The sequence below is a fragment of the Pseudoalteromonas sp. RWi3 genome (genome assembly GCF_054960735.1).
The window spans coordinates 1-22,674 of sequence record NZ_JBHNYL010000010.1; the positions used below are offsets into that span (position 1 = coordinate 1).

Consider the following 22,674-nt stretch of genomic DNA (forward strand, 5'->3'; position numbering starts at 1 on the left):
TGCTGTTTGAAGAAAGTACGATAGCGACCCTCACAGTGTCAATTAATACACCGTAGCGTGGGTTGAGTATCACGAAACCCACGGGTAAAAGAACGTCACGAACACCCAAAAGCCCAGTGAGCCTTTATTAAATAATATCAATCATACGTTGCATATGAAAGTAGGTCATCCTACTGCGTAGCGCACCATGGCTCCAAATACAAGAAAGCCCGACTCGAAAGAGCCGGTTTTTTTACGTCTAAGAGAAAATAAAATACGTAGGTTAACCTGACCACCGTAGCGTGGGTTGAGTAATTGATACCCACGGGTAAAAAAACGTCACGAACACCCAAGAGCCCAGTGAGTCTTTATTAAAGAATATCAATCATACGTTGCATATGAAAGTAGGTCACCCTACTGCGTAGCGCACCATGGCGCCTATTAAGAGAAACCCGTTACAGCAATGTGACGGGTTTTTTGTTGTCTGGTATAAAAGTGATTTTAGTCTGCTAATAATTAGAAGATTCCATAGGCCTCAGTTTCTTCTGTATTGTGGCGTTGCAGGTGTTCAGGTCTAAATATTGCTCCGGGATCTATAAGTACACTGTGTTTTTGTTCAAGTTTTATTAAGCCTATCATCATATTTTTTGTTTGTGGTTCGATATCAAATCCAATCGATGTTAGCTTATCCAATGGTTTGATGTCTTCCTTACTGATATTGATATTGTCTTCTACTTTATCAACTAGTAGGCCTAGGTGAGGAGTATGTCCATCTTTTGTAGTAAAAATGATGATAGGTTTATAATCAAGATTAATCTGCTCTCTTGCGGATTCGAAAAGCCTCATGAGTACATTAAAAACGCTTCTTTTTTTTGTATTAAAATGCGCAATAGCTTTTTCTTTTCCTAACCGTCTTTGCATATCAAGCAGCTCACTAGCCATAGCATGAAGCTCTCTATGGGGGGTATCGAATTTATCAAGAATGGTTTTGAGATCCTCGTTATCAGTTTTAAAATTAGTATACCATTTACCAAATTCACATTTATCAGGGTCGGTTGACTTATTAAAAGGAATACCATTTTTCAGGCTTGCTTCAAGAGCATCTAGCCACTCTAAATGCTCTTTTTCACGTTCTACAAGGAGGTCAGAAAGTTGCTTGTTGGTGATATATGTCGATTGGTTATTGAGCACAATACCTAAGTCAAATATTGGTGTTGGTGTTTCCATATAGTCTTTTACACCAATAAAGCTCTTATTGTCATTTGGCAATGAAGTCAGGTTATTTTCAAAACGCTCCGTTAATAATATGTCTAATATCTTTAACGAAATAGTTTTTTGTCCAACACGAAAGTTAATTAAATCCATAGTTTCCTCATCACCTAGTAGGGTATCTTAAGGATAGAACATTATTGAAAAATAGCAGTTATTTTAACGAGAATAATGAACGGTATACCTTGTGCTTGTTATTTTTCTCTAGATAAGTAAATAGTTCATGTACTTCTTTGTTTTGGCTAAACGTTTTGTCTAGCTGTACCATTAAACACTCTGCTTTTAATGGTGACTCACAATTCTTAGCTGCTAGGCTGAAAATAACCGCATTTAAATAACCTTCAAAGTGAAGCCGGCTCGGCTTAAGTATATTTGCATCTTTCATATCGGATAAAAACTCTTTGCACCAATAGCTTTCACACTTGGCAGGGTTGGGCACCACCTCTGTAACCATTAAATCGGTGGGGTATTTCAAGCTGGAGAATAAATCAGGGCTCGAGGCAAATGAAATACTGGTATAGTCCGGTTTGAAGCCCTCTTCATAAGCTATGTTTATAAACTCTGATAGGGGTTTATATGTGCCAACTAAGCAGATGGCTGTAACCCCACTTCTTTTTAATGTTTTTAGTGCTCGATCAACATCATGAGTATTACGGAGATAACGTGCTACTTTAATAGGTTTTAAATTATATTTTGAGAGTGATTTTAACAACCCAGTCTCTACAACATAACCAAATTCATCAGCCTGAATTAAAAAACCTATCTTAGTATGCTTTTTTTCTTCGACTAAATATTCTATCTGTACTTTTGCCTCATCGTAATAGCTTGCTCTAATATTAAACACGTTTATAGTCGGGTTTAAGTGCAAAAAGTCAGCTCCACTAAAGGGCATAAGATAAGGTATCTGCAGTTTTTCTAATATTGGTGAAACGGCATGACTTGTGGGAGTGCCCATTGCCCCAAATAGGGCTAAAACATTCTCGTCTTGAATAAAGCGATGGGTATTATTAACAGCCCTTTTAGGCTCATATCCATCATCGGCAATGATAAGGTTTATTTTTGAACCGTTAACTCCCCCCTTTTTATTAAGCTTATCAAAATAGGTTTGGCTCCCTAAATGAAGTTGTTCGCCAATTTGTTTTGCCGGGCCACTTAAGGCGATGGACATTCCTAATTTTATTTCTGGGGGCTTTGAAGCAGAGCATAGACAGCTGACGAAAGCGCACAGCCACGGTAACAATTTAAAATAGATTTGAATGTGAGAGAGTTTCATACCAATTAATTACAGCCTGTTTAAATTGTTTACTAAGTGATTTTTTTCCGCTACTAAGTAATGCATGGCGTGACTTTTCTGACGACCAATTTTGTAATATTAGTCTAATTAAAAGGTATTTGGTATGTTCATCACAGTTTTTTAGGCTATTTGGGTAGTGCCAAAATGTACGCCACAATAAAGGTTTAATATTGTGAATTTGATAATCACTCGCTATATATGCCTTTAAGCGCTCATTTTCGCTTTTTGAATGGGGAGAGGGGGTCATATTACTGATAATAACTTCGACTAATTGGTGATCGAGCTGCTGGTAATGACCCAGCAATTGAAATGCGAAGTCGGCGTTAAACTGTGTAGTTAGCGCCTTTATTAAAGTATTGTCTACACCGCACGGTTTAATAACTAGCGCTGAATACTCTGCAGTTGCTTTATCTTTTTTAAAGCCTAACTTTACTAGATTGAAGTCATTATTTTGCCAAAACCTCAACAGCGTATCATTAGCGCCAAAGCTTGCTCCAAAATAGTGGCATTGTGAAGACAATTGAGTTTCTGTAAATTGAAGTAACCGAGAGCCAATATCCTTGTTCTGTTTATCTGGCGCAACAGCGATACGAACAACACGCGCCATTTGCTTAGTAAGAACCGCTGAATTAAACGCAAGTTGCGCTAATGTTTGCGCCATTAAATGGCCTTGTGGCCGACGTTTACCAGCTGCGACTTGTTGAGAGATCTCAGGTGTTAACCCACCCTCTATCGCTACCAAACACACTGCAATAATTTTGGAATTATCAAAACACGCAAAAAGACGTTGTGAAGTGGCATCGAGCAGGTGGCGTAAATCATTTACGCTGTTTTGATAATGTGCCAATGACAGTAAGCCAACAACTTCAATTAGTAATGACTCATCATGTAAGAAGTTTTTAGACTTTATTTCTTGAAATACAATAGGCCCAAAGCTGCTGGACTGGTCATCATAGTGCGCATTAAGTGCAAGCAGTGTACATACTTGTTGCTCTAGAGGGTCGTTAGTTGCAAAACGAATTGGCTGCTTGAGTTCAATGCTGCGCATGTTTTTATAATGGGTTTGTAAATAGCGCTTAAATTTTAATGTGTAGCCTCGACCATTGCCTTCATAGCCCACTATGGTACTTGCAAATATAATACGCGGGTAATGGGTGAGCATTTTTATAAGTAGTGGCACGGGGATAGAGGCAGCTTCATCTACAAATAATACATCACATTCTGGAAGCTCGTTCAGTAACTGATCGGGCGGGCTATAATGTAAATTTGCCAGTTGTTTATCTGATGCGTTGTAGCTTAAATTACGTGCTTGTGCGAGGTGTTTAAAACAACTGTGTAAAGCAGTAAATTGTTGAGCACAAATCACTATTTTTTTATATGACAATTGCGCAGCAGCGAAACCCAGCGCCGATGACTTTCCTCGGCCTCTATCTGCACTTATTAATAAAGGGCGATTTGCTCGGCCGTTAGCTGTTTTTACAATTTGCTTAATGCACGCTTGTTGCTCAGTTAAATCAATAACTCCCATTTCTACAGTGTTATCATGAGTACTTGCAAAGCCATTTAATTGGCTAAAACGCAGTGCCTTACTTTGTGGTAATAATTTTGCTAAGCGTTGGTTAAAAAAGCTTATGGGTCGATTTTGCGCATAGGACTGAAAATAGGTTAAAGCAGGATCACACCAATTTTCTAAGTTACTCACTTCAGGCAAAAGCAGTACCAATAAACCACCTGCTTTAACAGTGCCGCTTAGTGCTGCGAGTTTGTCGGGTAAAATGCCACTAAAGCCATCATAAATCGCATGATCAAACTCTTGACCTAAAATTTGATGAGTGTGCTCTGGCCAAAAACTAGAAGTTAGCTCTGTGCTTTTTGATAATACATTGACCTTGGCGCCATTTAGCTCGTTGAGCAAGTGCTGGGCAGCTAAATAGCACCAGCTTTGTTCACCTGTGATCAGTAATAATTGCCTATGCTTAGCATAGGCAAGTTGTGATAATGCTTTGTTTAGCTCAGTATTAAATTGCTTGAAGTCGTGCATATTGGGTTACTAGCCATTTACTGCCAACATCGTCAAAGTTCACTTGTACTCGTGATTGCGCACCAGCACCTTCATAATTTAACACCGTACCAATACCAAACTTTGCGTGCACAACGCGTTGGCCTAAATTAAAGCCGCTATCTTCAAATGCTGCATGGCTAACCGATGAGCTAAAACGTCCTGCAGCAGGTGGGCGAGAGACTTGAGTTTTTATGCGAATTTCTTCAACACAATCTTCAGGCATTTCACGTAAAAAGCGTGACGGGCTGTGGTATTTTTCTTGGCCGTATAAACGGCGGCTCTCGGCGTGGCTAATATAGAGCTTTTCCATTGCTCGGGTCATGCCAACATAACACAGGCGGCGCTCTTCTTCTAAACGGCCAGATTCTTCATTACTTTGTTGAGAAGGGAACATGCCTTCTTCAACACCCACCATAAATACCAGCGGGAACTCTAACCCTTTTGCTGAGTGAAGCGTCATCATTTGCACAGCGTCTTCATGTTCTTCTGCTTGGCCATCACCTGATTCAAGCGAGGTATAGGCTAAAAAGCCTTGTAGTGGTGAACTAAACTCTTCGTCTTCAGGTAATTCATACTGACCACACGCACTAATAAGCTCTTCTAAGTTTTCTACTCGAGCGCGGCCTTTTTCGCCTTTTTCGGCTTGGTACATAGCCATTAAGCCTGATGTTTGAATTGCGTACTTGGCTTGCTCTTCAAGTATAAGGTCGCCAATTTTCTCTTCTATATGCTCAACGAGCTCTACAAACTTACTAACAACGCTAGCTGCACGACCAGATAAGTGCTGTTGTTCAACAACTGCTTTAGCTGCATACCAAAGAGGTAATGATTCAGCACGAGCACAATCACGTATGTGGCTTAGGGTTTTATCGCCAATACCACGGGCAGGCGTGTTGATAACACGCTCAAAAGCAGCATCATCTTGGCGGTTACCGACAAGGCGTAAATAAGCCAGGGCATCTTTGATCTCTTGACGCTCGAAGAATCGCATACCACCGTAAATGCGGTATTTTAAGCCTTCTTGTAACATGGCTTCTTCAAGTACCCGCGACTGCGCGTTACTACGATATAAAATAGCCGCATCTTGCAATGCATTACCCGCATTAAGCCAGCTGCGCAACTTACTGCTAACAAAGCGTGCTTCGTCTAATTCGTTAAACGCGGCATAGATAGAGATTGGCTCACCTTCATTGCCATCAGTCCACAGACTTTTACCCATACGGTCTGAGTTATTTTGAATAAGCGCATTGGATGCTTTAAGAATAGTGGCGGTGGAGCGATAGTTTTGTTCAAGACGAATTGTTTCGGCTTCAAAATCAGTTAAAAAGCGTTTAATGTTTTCAATTTTAGCACCGCGCCAGCCATAAATGCTTTGATCATCGTCTCCAACAATCATAATGCTGTTGGTATCGCCTGCAAGTAGTTTAAGCCACGCATATTGAATGGTGTTGGTATCTTGGAATTCGTCCACCAACATGTGGGCAAAGCGTTGTTGATAATGGCGCAGTAAGGTTGGGTTATTTTTTAATACTTCAAAACTGCGTAGCAGAATTTCGGCAAAATCAACCAAACCGGCACGATCGCAAGCTTCTTGGTAAGCAGTATAAACCTTAAGCATCATTTGCTCATTGATATCATAAGCTTGAATGTCTTTTGGGCGAAGGCCTTCATCTTTTTTCGCGCTGATGTACCAACCAAATTGTTTAGCAGGCCATTTTTTATCATCAATGTTCATCGCTTTTAATAAGCGTTTGATCATTCTTAGTTGGTCATCAGAGTCTAAAATTTGAAATGCTTCAGGTAAATTAGCTTCGCGGTGGTGTGCGCGCAAAATACGATGCGATAAACCATGGAATGTACCAATCCACATACCGCCGACAGGGGCGCCGAGTGTTTCTTCAACACGAGAGCGCATTTCTTTTGCTGCTTTATTGGTAAATGTTACTGCGAAAACGCTGTAAGCAGATGCTTGCTCTACCTGCATTAACCAGGCTATGCGATGAACCAGTACTCGAGTTTTACCAGAGCCAGCCCCTGCCAGCACCAGCATATTTTGCAGTGGAGCAGCTACGGCATCCCGTTGTTTGTCATTTAACCCATCGAGTAATTCTGAAACGTCCATCATCACGCCTTTTCAATCAATATTGCAGGCAGTATAACAGGTGTTTTTGTTAGGCTAAATAAAATACTGTTTTTATAAACAGTTAATTTAAAAATGTTCTTTATTCTATTTAACCGTGTTTTTAGCTAAGCTATTGTTGTATGAAATATTTGCTGTAGCCAATTTGACTGATATTTAGTAAAAATCACGATTAAAGATAAGTTTCTATTTATTGGTTTTTATATAAGCTTATGATTATTAATAAATTAAAGAGTTGGCACGAAGTGTGTAAGTATCTAATAAGAAAATTAAATTAATAACTGAGGTTAATATGGCAGAGCAAGGTTCAGGCGGTAATGTAATCGCAGCAATTTGTAATATATTTTTTCCAGGACTTGGACAGTTAGTGCAAGGTCGTATTATGGCGGCAATTTTCTTTTTCTTAGCCTGGGTCATTAGTGGCGTATTGATTTACGTTGCAATAGGTTTTGTGCTTCTACCTATCGTATATATTTGGGCCATCATTGATGCCGCACGTTTTAGATCCTACCGGTAGAACGCTTTATTAAAATGCAAAAGATAGCGCTGTATAGCGCTATTTTTGTATCTGGCTTTCGTTATTCATAACTGACTAGGTTATAATCCTATGTATTAGTTGTATTGAGACAAAGTTATGGAATATCAATTTATTCGTGACCCGATTAGTGGCTTACGTATTAAAATTAGCAACGAACATGCTGTGATTGGGCGCTGGTTAAATGAAGAGATTGGCAAAGATAAAGTTGCCATGGTACAGGCTTTAATTGCATCAGTTGCTAGTAGCTTTGAGCCATTAAGGCTGCAAGGTCAAGAAATTGATTTAATCTTAAATAAAGATGAAGCCATTTTTGAGGCACATGCATTGCACCAAGATTCAGAAGATCTCGTTGCCTATCAAGACGATGAACTTATGCTAGAAGAAAATGGATTAAGTAGTGGCTGTGGTTTTGAGGATTTTGTTGATTTAATCAATTCATGGCATGAGTTTACAGCAGGAAGATAAGCACAGAGTCGCAGCTCTGTGCTATAAATTTTATTTATGTTATTACTGTTCAGAGACTGATTTAACAGCAGCGAGCAATAAGTTTTTAGTCAGGCGGACTTTATAATTTGGGTTAGCATATTGAAAATTCACTAATCCTTTTTTATCCACCACAAATACTGCGGGAACAGGTAGCGCAACTTTTGCTTTACCATCGAGTGATACAAAGTTTACTCCAAGCTTATTACGATAAATCGTGGCGGTTTTATCATCTAAGTAGAATGCAAGTCCGAGTGCTTGGCTTAAAGTCAGGCTATCGTCTGAGAGTAATTGATAATTAGGTGAATCAATTTTAGTTTGTGCTAGTTTTTCAGGGCTATCAGGTGATATGGCAATAATTTGCGCCCCCAAATCAGCAATTTGTTTTTCTATTTTTTGAATACTTGCTAATTGCTTTGAGCAATATGGGCACCAGCCGCCGCGGTAAACTATTAGTACAGTTGTTTTCTCTGCAAAGCGCTTACTTAAATCAACATTATTTCCGCCTTTATCTTTTAGCGTTGTAGCAGGGATTGTGAGCCCAGGCATAAGTGGACTAACTTGCTCAGCTTCATCAGCAATATTAGTCGCTGTTGCTGCAGATACACCTGTACTTAAGAGTATAGTAAAAGTAAGTAAAATTGATTTTAGCATGTAGCTCTCTTTTTATTTGATTTAGATAATGAAACTAGACAGGCTAACAACAGAAATAATTTCAATAGATCTTAGTTATCTGTATTATTAACCGCAATTAGGAAACAGTAACTGGAAGAGACATGTCTGCCAATTTAAATAAACTAGTAGTAATGCTAGAAATGCAAAACGCCATGAATACCAAAGTTCATGAGCAGTGGTTTAGCCAAGGTTTTGAGTGGAACCGTGCAATTTGGGTTGAGTGTGCTGAAATGCTCGATCATTACGGCTGGAAATGGTGGAAAAAACAAACACCAGATACTGAGCAAGTTATCTTAGAGCTAGTAGATATTTTTCATTTTGGATTATCACTGCGCATTGATGGTGAGACAAGCTACCTAGATTTAGCAAAACAGCTTGAAGAAGAATTGAGCTCACCAAAAACAGCAGATGACTTTAAGCAAACACTTGAAATACTAGCGGCGTCAGCTGTTGCTGATAAAACATTTAATGCTGCAGCTTTTGCAGGTTGTATGGCTCAAATCGGTATGAATATTGACGATCTATACCGTGGCTACGTAGGTAAAAATACGCTTAACTTCTTTCGCCAAGATCATGGTTATAAAGATGGTAGTTACATTAAAGTGTGGAACGGTAAAGAAGACAATGAGCATTTAGTTGATGTTGTTAAAAGCCTTGATACTGAACATGCAGGTTTTGCAAAACTTGTATATCAAGGCCTTGAAGCGCGTTACCCTAAAAACTAAGGGTGTACGTTGCTAAAATCGGTGATGCTTAAATAGTCATCTATTTCATTGTGCGGTTGCTTACTATCAGGGTTTGCAACTGCCAATAAATGGCCTATGCCAAACTCCCTCGCTGCATTTAATACACTTAAGCTATCATCGACAAATAACGTGCGCTGTTTATCAAACCCTAAATCAGCTTGCACTTGCTGCCATAAGCTTTGGCTTTCTTTACTGACACCGTATTGATGTGTAGAGACCACCTCATCTAAATAGTTATCTATATCCGTTTGTTCAAATTTAAGCATCACACTTTCAGGGTGGGCATTGGTTAGTAAGATAAGCTCTTTACCTGCTTTACGCATGGCGCTTAAAAACGCGGGCACATCCTCGCGTACTTTGATCAAATGCTGGGTTTGGCGTTTAAGCTCCATAATTGGCAGGTTTAGTTGCTGCTCCCAATAGTCGAGGCAATACCACTGAATTTGACCATGCACGGCTTGGTAGCGTTTGTGAATATCAGCTTTGGCATCCGTTAAACTTATATTTTGCATAATCGCGTGTTGTTCAGGGATAACATTTAGCCAAAAGTGATTATCAAAATGCAGATCGAGTAAGGTACCATCCATATCTAATAGTACGGTGTCGATTTTCGACCAATTTAGCATAGGCATTTCTCTATAAAAGATTTATGATTGTGTTAAGCATCCATGATAACAAATTAATGCCAATGACACAGAAAAAGCACCCAACACCACCGCACATTATTAGCAATCAAGTTGTTGCAAAAAGTCGTTTATTTACGGTTGAATCACTAGATTTAAAGTTCTCAAATAATGAACAACGTCAATACGAACGGATCCGTGGCGGCGGCAGAGGGGCTGTGATGATAGTGCCATTAACAGCTGATAACGAATTACTGCTGGTTCGTGAGTACTGTGCGGGCACAAATGATTATCAACTTGGTTTTCCCAAAGGCTTAATTGACCCAGGTGAAACGCCAGAGCAGGCTGCCAACCGTGAGCTTAAAGAAGAAGTTGGCTTTGGTGCTGAGCAATTAGAGCCACTCAAAAAAGTATCTATGGCCCCTAGTTACTTCAATGCCACGATGCACATTCTGTTTGCACAAGGGCTTTACCCGCAAACTCTTGAAGGGGATGAACCAGAGCCATTAGTCGTAGTTAAGTGGCCATTAACGCAATGGCAGTCATTATTACAACAAGATGACTTTACAGAAGCACGAAGCGTTGCAGCTTTGCTATTATTAATGAAGCGCATTGATTCGGAGAGCGGTGAATGAATAAATTACTAGAGCCATGTATTGAGCTTGCACAAAGTGCGGGTGCGGCTATTATGGCGATTTATAAGAAAGATGATATTGGTCAGCAGGAAAAGTCAGATCACACTCCTGTAACAAAAGCTGACTTAGCCGCCAATGATGTTTTAGTCGCAGGGTTAAAAGCCCTTGCGCCTGATATTCCTATTATGTCTGAGGAAACACCTATTCCGCCTCTTGCCGATAGGCAAGATTGGCAACGTTATTGGCTACTAGACCCAATGGATGGTACTGGCGAGTTTATTCTTGAAAGTGGTGATTTTGCCGTAAACATTGCGCTGATCGAAAATAACCGACCTGTATTAGGTGTCATCTTCTGGCCGGCAAAAGGGATTACCTATTTTGCTAGTCACCAAAACGGGGCATTTAAACGCACTGATGGTGTTGATGAAAAAATCAGTGTAGCTACACCTGATAATTTAACGTTAGCGGTTAGCCGTCGCCAAAAAATAGAAGCCGTAAGTCAGTATTTAAATACCCAATTTACAACGGTAGCGGTGGGCTCGTGCTCACTAAAAGCCTGTATTGTAGCTGAAGGTAAAGCCGATTGCTTTTTACGTATTGGCCCGACTGGAGAGTGGGATACCGGCGCTTCACAAGTGATTGTTGAAGAGGCGGGTGGTTGTATTACTGATGCTGAATTTAACCCACTTACGTATAATCAGCGAGAGAGTACTGAAAACCCAGACTTCATCGTGATGGGACACCCAGATTGGGAGTTCCAGAAAATGATAAGTCCGCACCAAAGAGCGCTTTAAACAGCGCTTTGCCTGCTTTTTGTTCGGTTGAACAGCTTTAAGTAGTTTAGGCCTTGCATTCTAATTTTATTCCTATATTATAGCGCTCTCTTCGAAACAGGCTCGCAAATATCACGAAACTGTTAAGAAGAAATTACAGGCGCGGGATGGAGCAGCCTGGTAGCTCGTCGGGCTCATAACCCGAAGGTCGTCGGTTCAAATCCGGCTCCCGCAACCAATTCTTTTACTTAAGATTTGGTGCTGTAAAACTCTAACTTAAGAGATTAAATTAAGTAGTCGATAGACTTAAAATATACAGGCGCGGGATGGAGCAGCCTGGTAGCTCGTCGGGCTCATAACCCGAAGGTCGTCGGTTCAAATCCGGCTCCCGCAACCAATTTTCTAAGAGAATCTAGGTTACTGTTGGTAGTTTTCAAAGGTCGTCGGTTCACTCTTCACCTTTCACAGCTCCCGCAACTAATTTTTATTGGAAGCCAAGTTGTCATGTATAGCAACTATAAATAACTCTGCAATTTCAGGCGCGGGATGGAGCAGCCTGGTAGCTCGTCGGGCTCATAACCCGAAGGTCGTCGGTTCAAATCCGGCTCCCGCAACCACTGAAATCAAGTTATAATGAATCGACACGCTTAAAGCGTGTTTTTTTATGCCTAAAATTCAGTGAGTGCAAAGATTGGGCTACTCATAACCCGAAGGTCGTCGTCACTGCGTGAGGCACTCACTCTTCATAAATTCTGGCTCCCGCAACCAACTGAAATTACAATTTAGAATATTAAAGATAACACGCCTAAAGCGTGTTTTTTATGCCTAAAATTCAGTGAAGTGGATAGCTCGTCGGTCTCAGCTCTCCATTAGCCAGCAAAGGTCGTCGGTTCAAATCCGGCTCCCGCAACCAACTGAAATAAAATATATTAAAGAATCGACACTCTATATGAGTGTTTTTTTATGTCTGAAATTCAGTGAAATGGATAGCTCGTCGGTCTCAGCTCTCCATTGGCCAGCAAAGGTCGTCGGTTCGCTCTCCATAAATTCTGCCTCCCGCAACCAACTGAAATAAAATGTAATAAAGAACCGACACTCTATATGAGTGTTTTTTTATGTCTGAAATTCAGTGAAGTGCAAAGATTAGGTTACTCATAACCCGAAGGTTGTCGTCACTGCGTGAGGCGCTCTCTCTTCATAAATTCTGGCCTCTGCCACTACTAAAATTACACGTTCTATTAAATCGGCACGGCTAAAGCATGTGTTTATGGCTTAAGTTCAATGAATTAATTAGCTAGGTGTTTTAATAGTTAAGCTGATGAGCGAGTGTGACGCGAAAACTCAAAACTCCTCTTTAATCTGTTTTTGAAGGAAATAATCTAATTCCATAACTAAATGGAATAACAAAGCAGATTCTATTCTTTTTTTATTCGCCAATACCCCGTTATTCTTCATGCTCAAAGAAACCTTTGGGGCGGGCATTAACGCTTTAAAGTTGAAACAAATTTTAGGCAAACTGATTTACTTATAAAAGTATTCATTTTGTAGTTAACTTTTAGGGTTACGGGGACGAATTCATGTTGTTAGGTCAACTCAATGCAGCGGCAAGCCCGCTATCGCAAGAGCAAGTACAAAAGCTACAAGGTTTAGTGGCTGAACTTAATCCAATTCAGCAAGCTTGGGTGAGTGGTTACCTTGCTGCGAATGCAAATACTGCAGCCCTTAGTGGAGCTGTGGGCGCAGCACCGAGTGCAGGTGAAGCAGCGGCATTAACTATTTTATATGGTTCGCAAACTGGTAACTCAAAAGGTGTAGCAACTAAGCTGAAAGAACAAGCAGAGTCACGCGGTTTAGCTGTAAAACTGGTTAGCATGGCTGATTACAAACCAACGGCGTTGAAAAAAGAAAAGTTCTTAACTGTTGTTGTATCTACCTATGGTGAAGGTGAGCCACCAGAAGATGCAGAAACACTACACGAATTTTTAACCACCAAGAAAGCGCCTAAACTCGATGGCGTTAAAATCGCGGTCATTGGTTTAGGTGACTCAAGCTATGAGTTTTTCTGCCAGACAGCCAAAGATTTTGAAGAGCGTTTAACTAAGCTTGGCGCAGAGACTATTTATCAGCGTGCTGATTTAGATGTTGATTACGATGATGAGGCAGCAACTTGGATAACCGGCGCATTAGATGCCTTTGAACCTGATTTAAAAACACAGCAAGATGCAGGCGGCCAAGTTGTTTCTATGCCATTTGGCGCACCAACAGCCGCTGCAAGCCAATACACTAAGCAAAATCCTTTTTCGGCAGAATTAAGCTTGGTACAAAAAATTACCGGTCGTGATTCAACTAAAGATGTACGCCACGTTGAAATCTCTCTTGAAGGGTCAGATATTACTTATACCCCAGGTGACTCACTGGGTGTGTATTTCTTAAATGATGAAGCATTGGTCGACGAAGTACTTACACTCACGCAAATTGATGCAGCCAGTAAGGTTCAACTTGGCGATGAAGAGCTCAGTATTCGCGATGCATTAATTGAAAAATTAGAGCTAACTCAATCCTACCCAGGCTTTGTTGAAAAGTACGCAGTGGCAACTGGTACACCTGAGCTATTAAAGCTGGTGGAAGATAAAGCGGCAATGCGTGAATACATTGAGCCTCGTCAAATATTTGATGTGATCCGCCAAAATCCAGCACAAGTCGAAGCACAAACACTCGTTGATTGCCTGCGTAAGTTGCAAGCGCGTTTATATTCAATTGCCTCAAGCCAAGCTGAAGTTGAGGATGAAGTGCATTTAACGATTGGTCTTGTTGAGTTCGACGCTTTTGGTAGTGAGCATTTAGGTGGCTGTTCTGGTTATTTAGCTCGTCGTGCTGAAGAAGGCTGTAAAGTAAAAGTATTTAGTGAGCATAACGACAACTTCCGTTTACCTAGCAATGATGACACGCCAGTGATCATGGTAGGTCCTGGTACGGGTATTGCGCCGTTCCGCGCATTTTTACAAGAGCGTGATTCGCGTGAAGCATCTGGTAAAAACTGGCTGTTCTTCGGCAACCCTCACTTCACTCAAGACTTTTTGTATCAAGTAGAGATTCAAGGTTATTTAAAGTCAGGCCTATTGAGCAAAGTTGATGTGGCATTTAGCCGTGATCAAGCTGAAAAAGTCTATGTACAAGACAAGCTTCGTCAAAATAGTAAAGACGTTTTTGCATGGCTAGAAGCGGGTGCGCACATATACATTTGTGGTGATGCAAACCTTATGGCAAAAGACGTACACAATGCTTTGGTTGATATTATCAGCGAAAATACCGGTAAGAGCTTTGAAGAGGCTGATCAGTATTTAAAAGACTTACGTAGCGCAAATCGCTATCAGAAAGATGTGTACTAAGTACACATTGCTTACTTTACAAAAGCAACGCTAACAGCCGTCACTGTAACAAATTTAGGATTAAACATGAGCGAACAAGATAAAAACGTAAAGCTTTCTGATAACGAGCGTTTGAAAAGAGAAAGTAACTTTTTACGTGGCACCATAGAGCAAGATTTAAAAGATGAGATCACTGGTGGTTTTACTGCGGATAATTTTCAGTTAATTCGTTTCCACGGCATGTATCAACAAGATGACCGTGATATTCGTGGTGAGCGTGCTAAGCAAAAGCTTGAGCCACTCCACAATGTAATGCTGCGTGCTCGTATGCCTGGCGGTATTATCAAACCTGAGCAATGGCTTGCGATTGATAAATTTGCCGATGAGAAAACCAGCTACGGTAGTATCCGCTTAACTACACGTCAAACGTTTCAGTTTCATGGTGTGTTAAAGCCAAACATTAAAGGCATGCACCAAATGCTTAACAGCGTGGGTATCGACTCTATTGCCACTGCTGGTGATGTGAACCGAAACGTACTGTGTACTACTAACCCTGTTGAGTCTGAACTTCATCAAGAAGCATACGAGTGGGCTGCAAAAATTTCAGAACATTTGTTACCAAAAACTAAAGCGTATGCAGAAATTTGGTTAAATGGCGAAAAGGCAGAAACCACGGAAGAGCCAATTTTAGGGTCTAACTACTTACCGCGTAAGTTTAAGACGACTGTGACGATCCCACCTAATAATGAAGTGGACGTACATGCAAACGACCTAAACTTTGTCGCCATTGCAGAAGATGGAAAACTAGTTGGTTTTAACGTACTCGTTGGCGGTGGTCTTGCAATGACGCATGGCGATACAGCAACGTACCCTCGTAAGGCAGACGACTTTGGTTTTATTACTCTGGAAGACACGTTAAAAATTGCTGAGCATGTGGTATCTGTTCAGCGTGATTGGGGTAACCGTTCGAACCGTAAAAATGCAAAAACTAAATACACGCTAGACCGTGTAGGGTCTGATGTATTTAAGGCTGAAGTTGAAGCGCGTTCAGGTGTTAAATTTGCACCTAGCCGCCCATTTGAATTCACTCACCGTGGCGACCGTATTGGTTGGGTTGAAGGGATTGATGGCAAACATCACTTAACGCTATTTATTCAAAGTGGCCGTATTTTAGATTACCCAGATAAGCCACTTAAAACAGGTTGTCGTAAAATTGCCGAGGTTCACCAAGGTGATATGCGCATGACGGCAAACCAAAACTTGATCATTGCCGGTGTGCCTGCGGATCAAAAAGCAGTGATTGAAGAAATTGCCCGTAATCACGGATTAATTGACGACAAAGACACTGAGCAACGCAAAAACTCGATGGCCTGTGTAGCATTACCCACTTGCCCACTGGCAATGGCAGAGGCTGAGCGTTACTTACCAAGTTTAATTGAAAAGACTGAAGCTCTGCTAGCTAAACATGGCATTCCAGATGACAGTATCATTATGCGTGTTGTCGGTTGTCCTAATGGTTGTGGTCGTGCAATGTTGGCAGAAGCTGGTTTAGTGGGTAAAGGGCCAGGTAAATATAACGTGTACTTAGGGGGTAACCTTGAAGGCACACGTATTCCTAAATTGTATTTAGAGAATGTTGGTGAAGACGTTTACTTAGAGGCCTTTGACAAGTTAATTGGTCAATGGGCGAGTGAGCGTAACGACGGCGAATGTTTTGGTGATTTTGTTATTCGCAAAGGCATTGTTGCTGAAGTTAAAGTGTCAGTCACTGATTTTCACGCTTAATTAAAAAGCAAGCGAGTGAGCTTGCTGAGGTTTGGAATTTACTATGAGTGAATTTAAAAACATATTACAGCTCGATAAAGAAAGCCAAGCAGCGCTATTAGCAGATGCTAATGGCTTACTTAAAGATTTAAACGCTGAACAACGTGTTGTTTGGGCGCTTGAAAACTTACCTGAAACGCAGTTTTTGTCATCGAGCTTTGGTATTCAAGCGGCGGTGATGCTGCACTTAGTGACAACACAGCGCCCAGACATACCTGTGGTATTAACGGATACAGGTTACTTATTTCCTGAAACGTATCAGTTTATTGAGCAAATGACAGCGCGTTTATCGCTTAACTTAAAAGTGTATAAGTCGGACCTAAGCCCTGCATGGCAAGAAGCTAAGTTTGGTAAGTTGTGGGAGCAAGGTGAAGCGGGCATTAAGCAATATAATCAGCTCAATAAAGTAGAGCCGATGACCCGTGCGTTAAAAGATATTGATGCTGGCACTTGGTTTAGTGGTCTGCGCCGCGACCAAGCGTCAACTCGTGCGGACAAGCAGATTGTTGAAATTAGCCGTGGTACGGTGAAGGTTTATCCGATTATTGAATGGACTAACCGTGATGTGTATCAATATTTAACCAAACATGACTTACCTTACCACCCACTTTGGGAGCAAGGATATGTATCTATGGGTGATGTGCATACTACACGTAAATTAGAGCCAGGTATGACAGAAGAAGAAACGCGTTTCTTTGGCTTAAACCGAGAATGCGGTCTGCATATTGATGGTGACGGGATTTAATCCTAAATAGTTATCAGAATATTCCTAAAACGCAGCTCAGCTGCGTTTTTCATTTATGGCTAAAGTATACTTAATAACCACGACTTTATACGTACTCATTTATGAAACAAGCTTGTGTTGTTCTGCTGCTATTATTGTCTAACCAGGCATTCTCTGAGACTTTTCGTGTTGCCCTGCCTGATGAAGATTATCCTCCAATTCACTTTGTTGATACTAATAACAAAGGCATACTAAACCGTGTTTTATCAAAATTTTCAGCAGAGTCTGGCTATGAAATAGAGTATGTATTTGTACCAGAGGTGCGCTCAGCTAAATTAGTCCACGATAGCCATATTGATGCCAGAATGGAGTCAAAAGCATGGCTAGTCGATAATAACCCATACTACTGGAGTGAAGGCATCGTAATAATCGAAGATGTAATTATTACGGGTCGTCATGTTGACCCCGGCACTTTCGATATAAAAAATAAATTTACTTCAGGGGTCTTACTTGGTCATTACGGCTATATTTACCCACAGTATGAGCAGCTAGTTAAAAATAAAACACTTCATCGTGAAAACTTTTACTCTGATCTAGCTTTGCTCAAAAGTCTTCATAGTAATACTTACGAGCAGAAGCGATTTGCTATTATGTCTCGGGCAGTCTTTAACTGGTATTGCAAAAAATACCCTGAGTTTAAGCAGTTGAACGTAAGTGACTTCAATGTAGGTATGGAGCCGCTTCAGCTTCAATTTTCTTATACACCAAGGGGAAAAGCCCGCGCAGATGCATTCAATATTTTTTTAAAAAAGCTGAAAGCAAATGGTGAGCTTGCTAGAATAATAAATAGCTATCAATAAGCTTATTTATTTTAAATACACTCTTCAAGGAATGAAAATGAAGTATTTTGCCTATATATTAATCATGTTGTTACTGATCAGTATCACTACCTTATTTTACCTGAAGCGCCCGGATGGAAAATCTTGGCTCAGCGTAGAGCAAATTTCACAAACCTCAACAACGCTAAAATCACAAGCTGTGGCTCTATCAAATAATACCTTGGATGAAGTGGTAAAATTAGTGACAAATACGCATCGTGACTTGATACAAAAAGCCAATGATGATTTGTCATCGTCTACCGTGATTTATAAATGGCAAGATCAGCATGGCCAGTGGCATTATTCAGATCAACCAAACCCAAATGGTAAAAGTGAAAAAATGCTCTTAGACCCCAGCGATATTACTGTGGTTGAAGCCGAAGACACTTCGATTTTGAAAGGCAGTGCCAAATCTGGCGAGCTTGTTGTTACACAAAACCCAGCTAATGCGTATAACCCTGTCGTTATTAAAAAGCTGTTTGATGATGCGCAGCAGGTAAAGAAAAAGTTAGCAGAGCGTACCGAGCAACTTGAAAAAGCAAAGTGATCATATATTCTTGTTTAATAGTATTAATTATCAAAGTTTATAATCCAACGCATATTTTTTTAACGCTCAGCAATGCTAGAAAAAAAAGTATGCTCAGTGGTTGAAGGTAAGTTATAGGATTTGAGCCACTCTTGGGTGATTGCATTTATTTCACCTGATTGAATAAGTTGTCCTAGTTTATGATCAAACCGATCTCTTATTTTTTTATCGTGAAATACAATAAACGACCCTTGGTAATCCAATAAATCAAGGGATATGTAATCATTTGGGTTTAAGCCAGATACATAAGCGGTATGCCTATAAAACATTAAGTAATCACCAATCCTCACATCAATTTTGTTCTTGTGCAGTAGCTTATTGAGCGCTTGCTGATTGGCAGTTTCAAAATATTTGACCGAATCTGACTGGGTAATTTTTTTAAATTCATCGCCAAAAAGGTTTGATGCCCCAGTAAAACTAGCTAGGGTAAAGCCGTTCAAGTCATGTAAATTTTTAATATCGTTCGACCATTGGTCGGTATGCATAATTACTCTATTTAAAAACTTCACTCTATATTTGGAGGTGTAACTATTCGAAGGTGGCATTGCCGTGTAATTAATTGCAACATCAGCGACACCATTTATAAAATAACGTTTAATAGCATCGTTGTTTAACGAGACTAAATTGATATTATTGTAGCCTTCTTTGTTGAGAACTTTCAGTAGGATTAGATCGAAATAACCATCACCAGTAACGTCGTCCTCTTGAAAATAGGGGGCAAAGTTACCTGATGCGATTGTTAATTTTTGCTGCGCAAGTGCCTCTGAACACAAAGCATAGAGCATTGTGCCGTATAAAAAGAGTTGATGTAAAAAAGACCTACGTATTCTTTGTATTAGCATGTATGCTCGCCGATTTATCGTGCTTATCTTCTAAATTCATAAGTATCAATGTTAAACAAATCTTGGTTGGTAATGAAAATAAAACACCGAACGCAATACACGATGCACTAATAACAATTTTGTTAACACTATTAATGGCATCAAAATAGTCAGAAACCAAAAGATAATGACCTAATACAATAAGGCTTAGCCCTAATATTATGCTTAATTTAAGCATCCTGATAATAGTTTGAGGAGACATCAGTACACTGTTTTGATTACTAATACTTTAAGTGTAGCCAAAAATACTCAGTGCTACTTGTTCTTAATCAAATAAACGACTTTTGAGGCTGCGCAGTAATAAGTAGCGCAGCCTCTAGAGGCCGTATTATTGCTCAAGCATGTTTCTTAAAACGTATTGAAGAATGCCTCCATGTTTGTAGTAATCCCACTCCTTTGGAGTATCAATACGCACATCAGCACTAAAGCTCACTTGTTTACCCTCACTGTTAGTGGCTATCACGCTGACTTCGTTTGTTTTATCAAACAGACCTTCAATGTCAAATGTTTCTTGGCCCGTGAGGCCTAAAGATTCATGGCTTTCACCTTCTTTAAATTGCAATGGAAGTACGCCCATACCAATTAAATTAGAACGATGAATGCGTTCATAACTTTGTGCGATTACAGCTTTGACCCCTAACAGAAGGGAACCTTTTGCAGCCCAGTCACGTGATGAGCCTGTGCCATATTCAGCGCCTGCAAGGACAACTAATGGTGTGCCCTGCTGTTGATAATTCATCGCAGCATCATAAATACTTGCTAACTCATCTTCAGGCTGAGTCCGTGTGACGCCTCCTTCAGTGCCTGGCGCAAGTAGATTTTTTAGTCTTACATTGGCAAAGGTGCCGCGCATCATCACTTCATGATTACCACGACGTGAGCCATAAGAATTAAATTGTCCCTTATCAACGCCATGTTGTAGTAGGTATTCGCCTGCTGGAGCACTGGCTTTAATTGCACCTGCTGGCGATATATGATCGGTTGTGACAGAGTCACCTAGCTTAGCTAAGCAACGAGCTCCACTGATTGTTGGGATGCCTGGAGGCTCCACTTCCATACCTTCAAAGAAAGGGGCTTTTTTGATGTATGTAGATGCATCATTCCAGTCATACAATTTACCATCAGGTATCTTGATTTGTTGCCAACGCTCATCACCTTTATAAACGTTGCCATAGCTAGATGCGAACATTTCTTTAGTGACAGTCTTTTGAACCAGCTCATTCACTTCGTTTACGCTAGGCCAAATATTTTTCAAGTAAATGTCATTGCCATTTTTATCTTTTGCTAATGGCTCGTTGTATACATCAATATCTGTTCGCCCAGCAATTGCGTATGCGACAACTAATGGTGGCGACGCCAGGAAGTTCATTTTCACATCTTGGTGGATGCGTCCTTCGAAGTTGCGGTTACCCGATAGGATTGAGCTTACAACTAATTTGTGTTTTTGAATTGCATCAGATATTTCATCCGCAAGTGGTCCAGAGTTACCAATACAGGTGGTACAGCCGTAGCCCACAAGGTTGAAACCAAGAGCTTCTAAGTCGTCCATTAACTCAGCATTTTTTAGGTAATCAGTTACAACTTGTGACCCAGGTGCTAGAGAGGTTTTAACCCAAGGTTTAACATCTATACCGAGTTGACGGGCTTTTTTGGCAACTAAACCTGCGGCTAAAATTACGCTTGGGTTTGATGTGTTAGTACAGCTGGTAATTGCTGCAATCACACATGCGCCATCATTAAGTTCAAACTCTTGGCCTTTAAATTCCACTTTAGCTGCGCCCATAAATTGCGCTTCGTCTACTGGTTCATCTGGATTGGTCGTAGGGCCTTCGCTTTCAATACGAGATTGCTCTTCGTCGCTTTTATCGCGGTTTGCGATACGATCATCTTGAAAGCCTCTTAAATGTTGAGTAATAACATCACCGGCTTGATCTAGCGTGATCCTATCTTGTGGGCGTTTAGGGCCAGCTAGGCTTGGTACTACGTCATCAAGTTTTAATTCGAGCTTGTCGGTGTAATGAGCTTCATCACCTGCATTACGCCATAAACCTTGGTGCTTGGCATAATCTTCGATTAATTTTAATTGCGTTTCATCACGGTTAGTTAGGCGTAAGTAATTAATTGTCTCGTCGTCAATTGGAAAAATACCGCAGGTAGCACCATACTCAGGAGCCATGTTAGCGATCGTTGCGCGATCAGCTAATGGTAAGTCTGCGAGGCCATCACCATAAAATTCAACAAATTTGCCAACAACGCCATGCTTTCTAAGCATCTCTGTTACAGTTAGCACTAAATCTGTAGCGGTCGTTCCCTCAGGAAGACGCCCATTGAGTTTCATGCCCACTACTTGTGGAATAAGTAAGCTAATAGGTTGCCCTAACATTGCGGCTTCAGCTTCTATGCCGCCTACACCCCAACCGAGTACACCCAGACCGTTGATCATTGTTGTATGCGAGTCAGTTCCAACGAGTGTGTCGGGGTAAGCAAACTTTTGACCATTACGTTCTTCATTAAATACCACGCGGGCGAGGTATTCTAGATTAACTTGGTGAACAATACCAGTTGCTGGTGGCACCACTTTTAGGTTATCGAAAGCCGTTTGACCCCAACGTAAAAACTCATAACGCTCTTTATTACGTTCGTATTCAAGTTTGGCATTTAAATCAAACGCACCGTCATCGCCATAGCCATCAACTTGAACAGAATGATCGATAACAAGCTCAGCAGGGGAAAGTGGGTTTATTTTGGCAGGGTCGCCACCGAGTTTCTCCATTGCATCACGCATGGCCGCTAAATCAACAATTGCAGGCACGCCTGTAAAATCTTGCATAACAACGCGCGCAGGTGTGAAGGCGACTTCTGCGCTTGGTTTAGCTTGTGGATCCCAATCTAATAAGGCTTCAATGTCTTGTTTTTTTATGTTGATGCCATCTTCATTACGTAACAAATTTTCAAGCAGTACCTTGAGTGAAAAAGGGAGTCGTTTGGCTTTATCACCGAGCCCCTGTAATGAATGAATGTGAAATTGCTCGCCGTTAATTGTGAGTTGTTTTTGGGTGTCAAAACTATTGCTCATTATATGCCCCTTTGTGTTACCGGTGCTGAATGCGTTGGTATTGTGAATATCCTTAAATAAAACTTTAGCGTTTAATAGCTCTAGCCAATTTATTGCAAAATATATAGTGCAAAGTGTATA

At 40.7% G+C, this 22,674-nt stretch carries 18 protein-coding genes and 3 tRNA genes; 13 read left to right on the forward strand and 8 right to left on the reverse strand.

Annotation, left to right across the window (positions count from 1 at the left end):
• Positions 1–495 precede the first annotated feature (495 nt).
• The 4 genes from ACFI4Z_RS13135 to uvrD are packed head-to-tail and all read right to left on the reverse strand — an operon-like array spanning position 496 to position 6,726.
• Positions 496–1,344 (reverse strand): CZB domain-containing protein, encoded by an 849-nt coding sequence (locus ACFI4Z_RS13135; RefSeq protein ID WP_462670988.1) that lies wholly within the window; start codon positions 1,342–1,344, stop codon positions 496–498.
• 58 nt (positions 1,345–1,402) lie between these two features.
• Positions 1,403–2,521, reverse strand: a complete 1,119-nt coding sequence (locus tag ACFI4Z_RS13140) for an ABC transporter substrate-binding protein (protein WP_462670989.1) — start codon at positions 2,519–2,521, stop codon at positions 1,403–1,405.
• A complete protein-coding gene (locus tag ACFI4Z_RS13145) occupies positions 2,490–4,583 on the reverse strand; it encodes a tRNA(Met) cytidine acetyltransferase TmcA domain-containing protein (RefSeq protein ID WP_462670990.1) in 2,094 nt (697 codons plus the stop codon). Before ACFI4Z_RS13145 ends, ACFI4Z_RS13140 begins: the two co-directional genes overlap by 32 nt.
• Positions 4,561–6,726 (reverse strand): DNA helicase II, encoded by a 2,166-nt coding sequence (gene uvrD / locus ACFI4Z_RS13150; protein ID WP_462670991.1) that lies wholly within the window; start codon positions 6,724–6,726, stop codon positions 4,561–4,563. Before uvrD ends, ACFI4Z_RS13145 begins: the two co-directional genes overlap by 23 nt.
• 310 nt (positions 6,727–7,036) lie before the next feature.
• Between uvrD and ACFI4Z_RS13155 the strand changes: the two genes are divergently transcribed.
• Together ACFI4Z_RS13155 and ACFI4Z_RS13160 are read left to right on the forward strand one after the other, a co-directional pair.
• On the forward strand, positions 7,037–7,261 hold the full coding sequence (locus ACFI4Z_RS13155) for a hypothetical protein (protein ID WP_058560768.1): 225 nt from the start codon (positions 7,037–7,039) through the stop codon (positions 7,259–7,261).
• A 117-nt stretch (positions 7,262–7,378) separates the two neighbouring features.
• On the forward strand, positions 7,379–7,747 hold the full coding sequence (locus ACFI4Z_RS13160; RefSeq protein ID WP_462670992.1) for a YacL family protein: 369 nt from the start codon (positions 7,379–7,381) through the stop codon (positions 7,745–7,747).
• A 42-nt stretch (positions 7,748–7,789) separates the two neighbouring features.
• Here ACFI4Z_RS13160 and ACFI4Z_RS13165 read toward each other — a convergent pair whose 3' ends face one another.
• Positions 7,790–8,419 carry a peroxiredoxin-like family protein gene (locus ACFI4Z_RS13165; RefSeq protein ID WP_462670993.1) on the reverse strand — a complete coding sequence of 210 codons (630 nt, stop codon included), beginning with the start codon at positions 8,417–8,419 and terminating at the stop codon, positions 7,790–7,792.
• Positions 8,420–8,541: 122 nt separating this feature from the next.
• On the opposite strand from ACFI4Z_RS13165, the gene ACFI4Z_RS13170 reads away from it, so the two are divergent.
• Positions 8,542–9,165 carry a dUTP diphosphatase gene (locus ACFI4Z_RS13170; protein WP_099296355.1) on the forward strand — a complete coding sequence of 208 codons (624 nt, stop codon included), beginning with the start codon at positions 8,542–8,544 and terminating at the stop codon, positions 9,163–9,165.
• Here ACFI4Z_RS13170 and yrfG read toward each other — a convergent pair.
• Positions 9,162–9,812 (reverse strand): GMP/IMP nucleotidase, encoded by a 651-nt coding sequence (gene yrfG / locus ACFI4Z_RS13175; RefSeq protein WP_462670994.1) that lies wholly within the window; start codon positions 9,810–9,812, stop codon positions 9,162–9,164. The genes ACFI4Z_RS13170 and yrfG overlap by 4 nt on opposite strands.
• A 62-nt stretch (positions 9,813–9,874) precedes the next feature.
• Between yrfG and nudE the strand changes: the two genes are divergently transcribed.
• The 10 genes from nudE to ACFI4Z_RS13225 all read left to right on the forward strand — a co-directional run bounded on the left by nudE (position 9,875) and on the right by ACFI4Z_RS13225 (position 18,558).
• Positions 9,875–10,444 (forward strand): ADP compounds hydrolase NudE, encoded by a 570-nt coding sequence (gene nudE / locus ACFI4Z_RS13180; protein WP_180270442.1) that lies wholly within the window; start codon positions 9,875–9,877, stop codon positions 10,442–10,444.
• A complete protein-coding gene (gene cysQ, locus ACFI4Z_RS13185; protein WP_099296354.1) occupies positions 10,441–11,238 on the forward strand; it encodes a 3'(2'),5'-bisphosphate nucleotidase CysQ in 798 nt (265 codons plus the stop codon). The genes nudE and cysQ overlap by 4 nt, the downstream gene beginning before the upstream one ends.
• 140 nt (positions 11,239–11,378) lie before the next feature.
• Positions 11,379–11,455, forward strand: a tRNA-Met gene (locus ACFI4Z_RS13190).
• Between the two features lie 82 nt (positions 11,456–11,537).
• A tRNA-Met gene (locus tag ACFI4Z_RS13195) sits at positions 11,538–11,614 on the forward strand.
• 143 nt (positions 11,615–11,757) lie between these two features.
• Positions 11,758–11,834: transfer RNA gene (locus tag ACFI4Z_RS13200), tRNA-Met, on the forward strand.
• Between the two features lie 960 nt (positions 11,835–12,794).
• Positions 12,795–14,606, forward strand: coding sequence for an assimilatory sulfite reductase (NADPH) flavoprotein subunit (locus tag ACFI4Z_RS13205; protein ID WP_462670995.1), 1,812 nt, complete (start codon positions 12,795–12,797; stop codon positions 14,604–14,606).
• Between the two features lie 66 nt (positions 14,607–14,672).
• Positions 14,673–16,370 (forward strand): assimilatory sulfite reductase (NADPH) hemoprotein subunit, encoded by a 1,698-nt coding sequence (cysI, locus tag ACFI4Z_RS13210; protein ID WP_462670996.1) that lies wholly within the window; start codon positions 14,673–14,675, stop codon positions 16,368–16,370.
• Positions 16,371–16,413: 43 nt separating this feature from the next.
• Positions 16,414–17,154 (forward strand): phosphoadenylyl-sulfate reductase, encoded by a 741-nt coding sequence (locus ACFI4Z_RS13215; RefSeq protein WP_462670997.1) that lies wholly within the window; start codon positions 16,414–16,416, stop codon positions 17,152–17,154.
• 101 nt (positions 17,155–17,255) lie between these two features.
• Positions 17,256–17,993, forward strand: coding sequence for a hypothetical protein (locus ACFI4Z_RS13220; RefSeq protein ID WP_462670998.1), 738 nt, complete (start codon positions 17,256–17,258; stop codon positions 17,991–17,993).
• A gap of 37 nt (positions 17,994–18,030) precedes the next feature.
• Positions 18,031–18,558, forward strand: a complete 528-nt coding sequence (locus ACFI4Z_RS13225; protein ID WP_462670999.1) for a DUF4124 domain-containing protein — start codon at positions 18,031–18,033, stop codon at positions 18,556–18,558.
• Positions 18,559–18,617: 59 nt separating this feature from the next.
• Here the strand turns inward: ACFI4Z_RS13225 and ACFI4Z_RS13230 are convergent, their stop codons facing one another.
• Together ACFI4Z_RS13230 and acnA are read right to left on the reverse strand one after the other, a co-directional pair.
• The gene (locus tag ACFI4Z_RS13230; protein WP_462671000.1) at positions 18,618–19,439 is read right to left on the reverse strand and encodes a substrate-binding periplasmic protein; all 822 of its coding nucleotides are present in this window, start codon (positions 19,437–19,439) and stop codon (positions 18,618–18,620) included.
• A gap of 367 nt (positions 19,440–19,806) precedes the next feature.
• Complete coding sequence (acnA, locus tag ACFI4Z_RS13235) at positions 19,807–22,554, reverse strand: aconitate hydratase AcnA (protein ID WP_462671001.1); 2,748 nt, start codon at positions 22,552–22,554, stop codon at positions 19,807–19,809.
• Positions 22,555–22,674 lie beyond the last annotated feature (120 nt).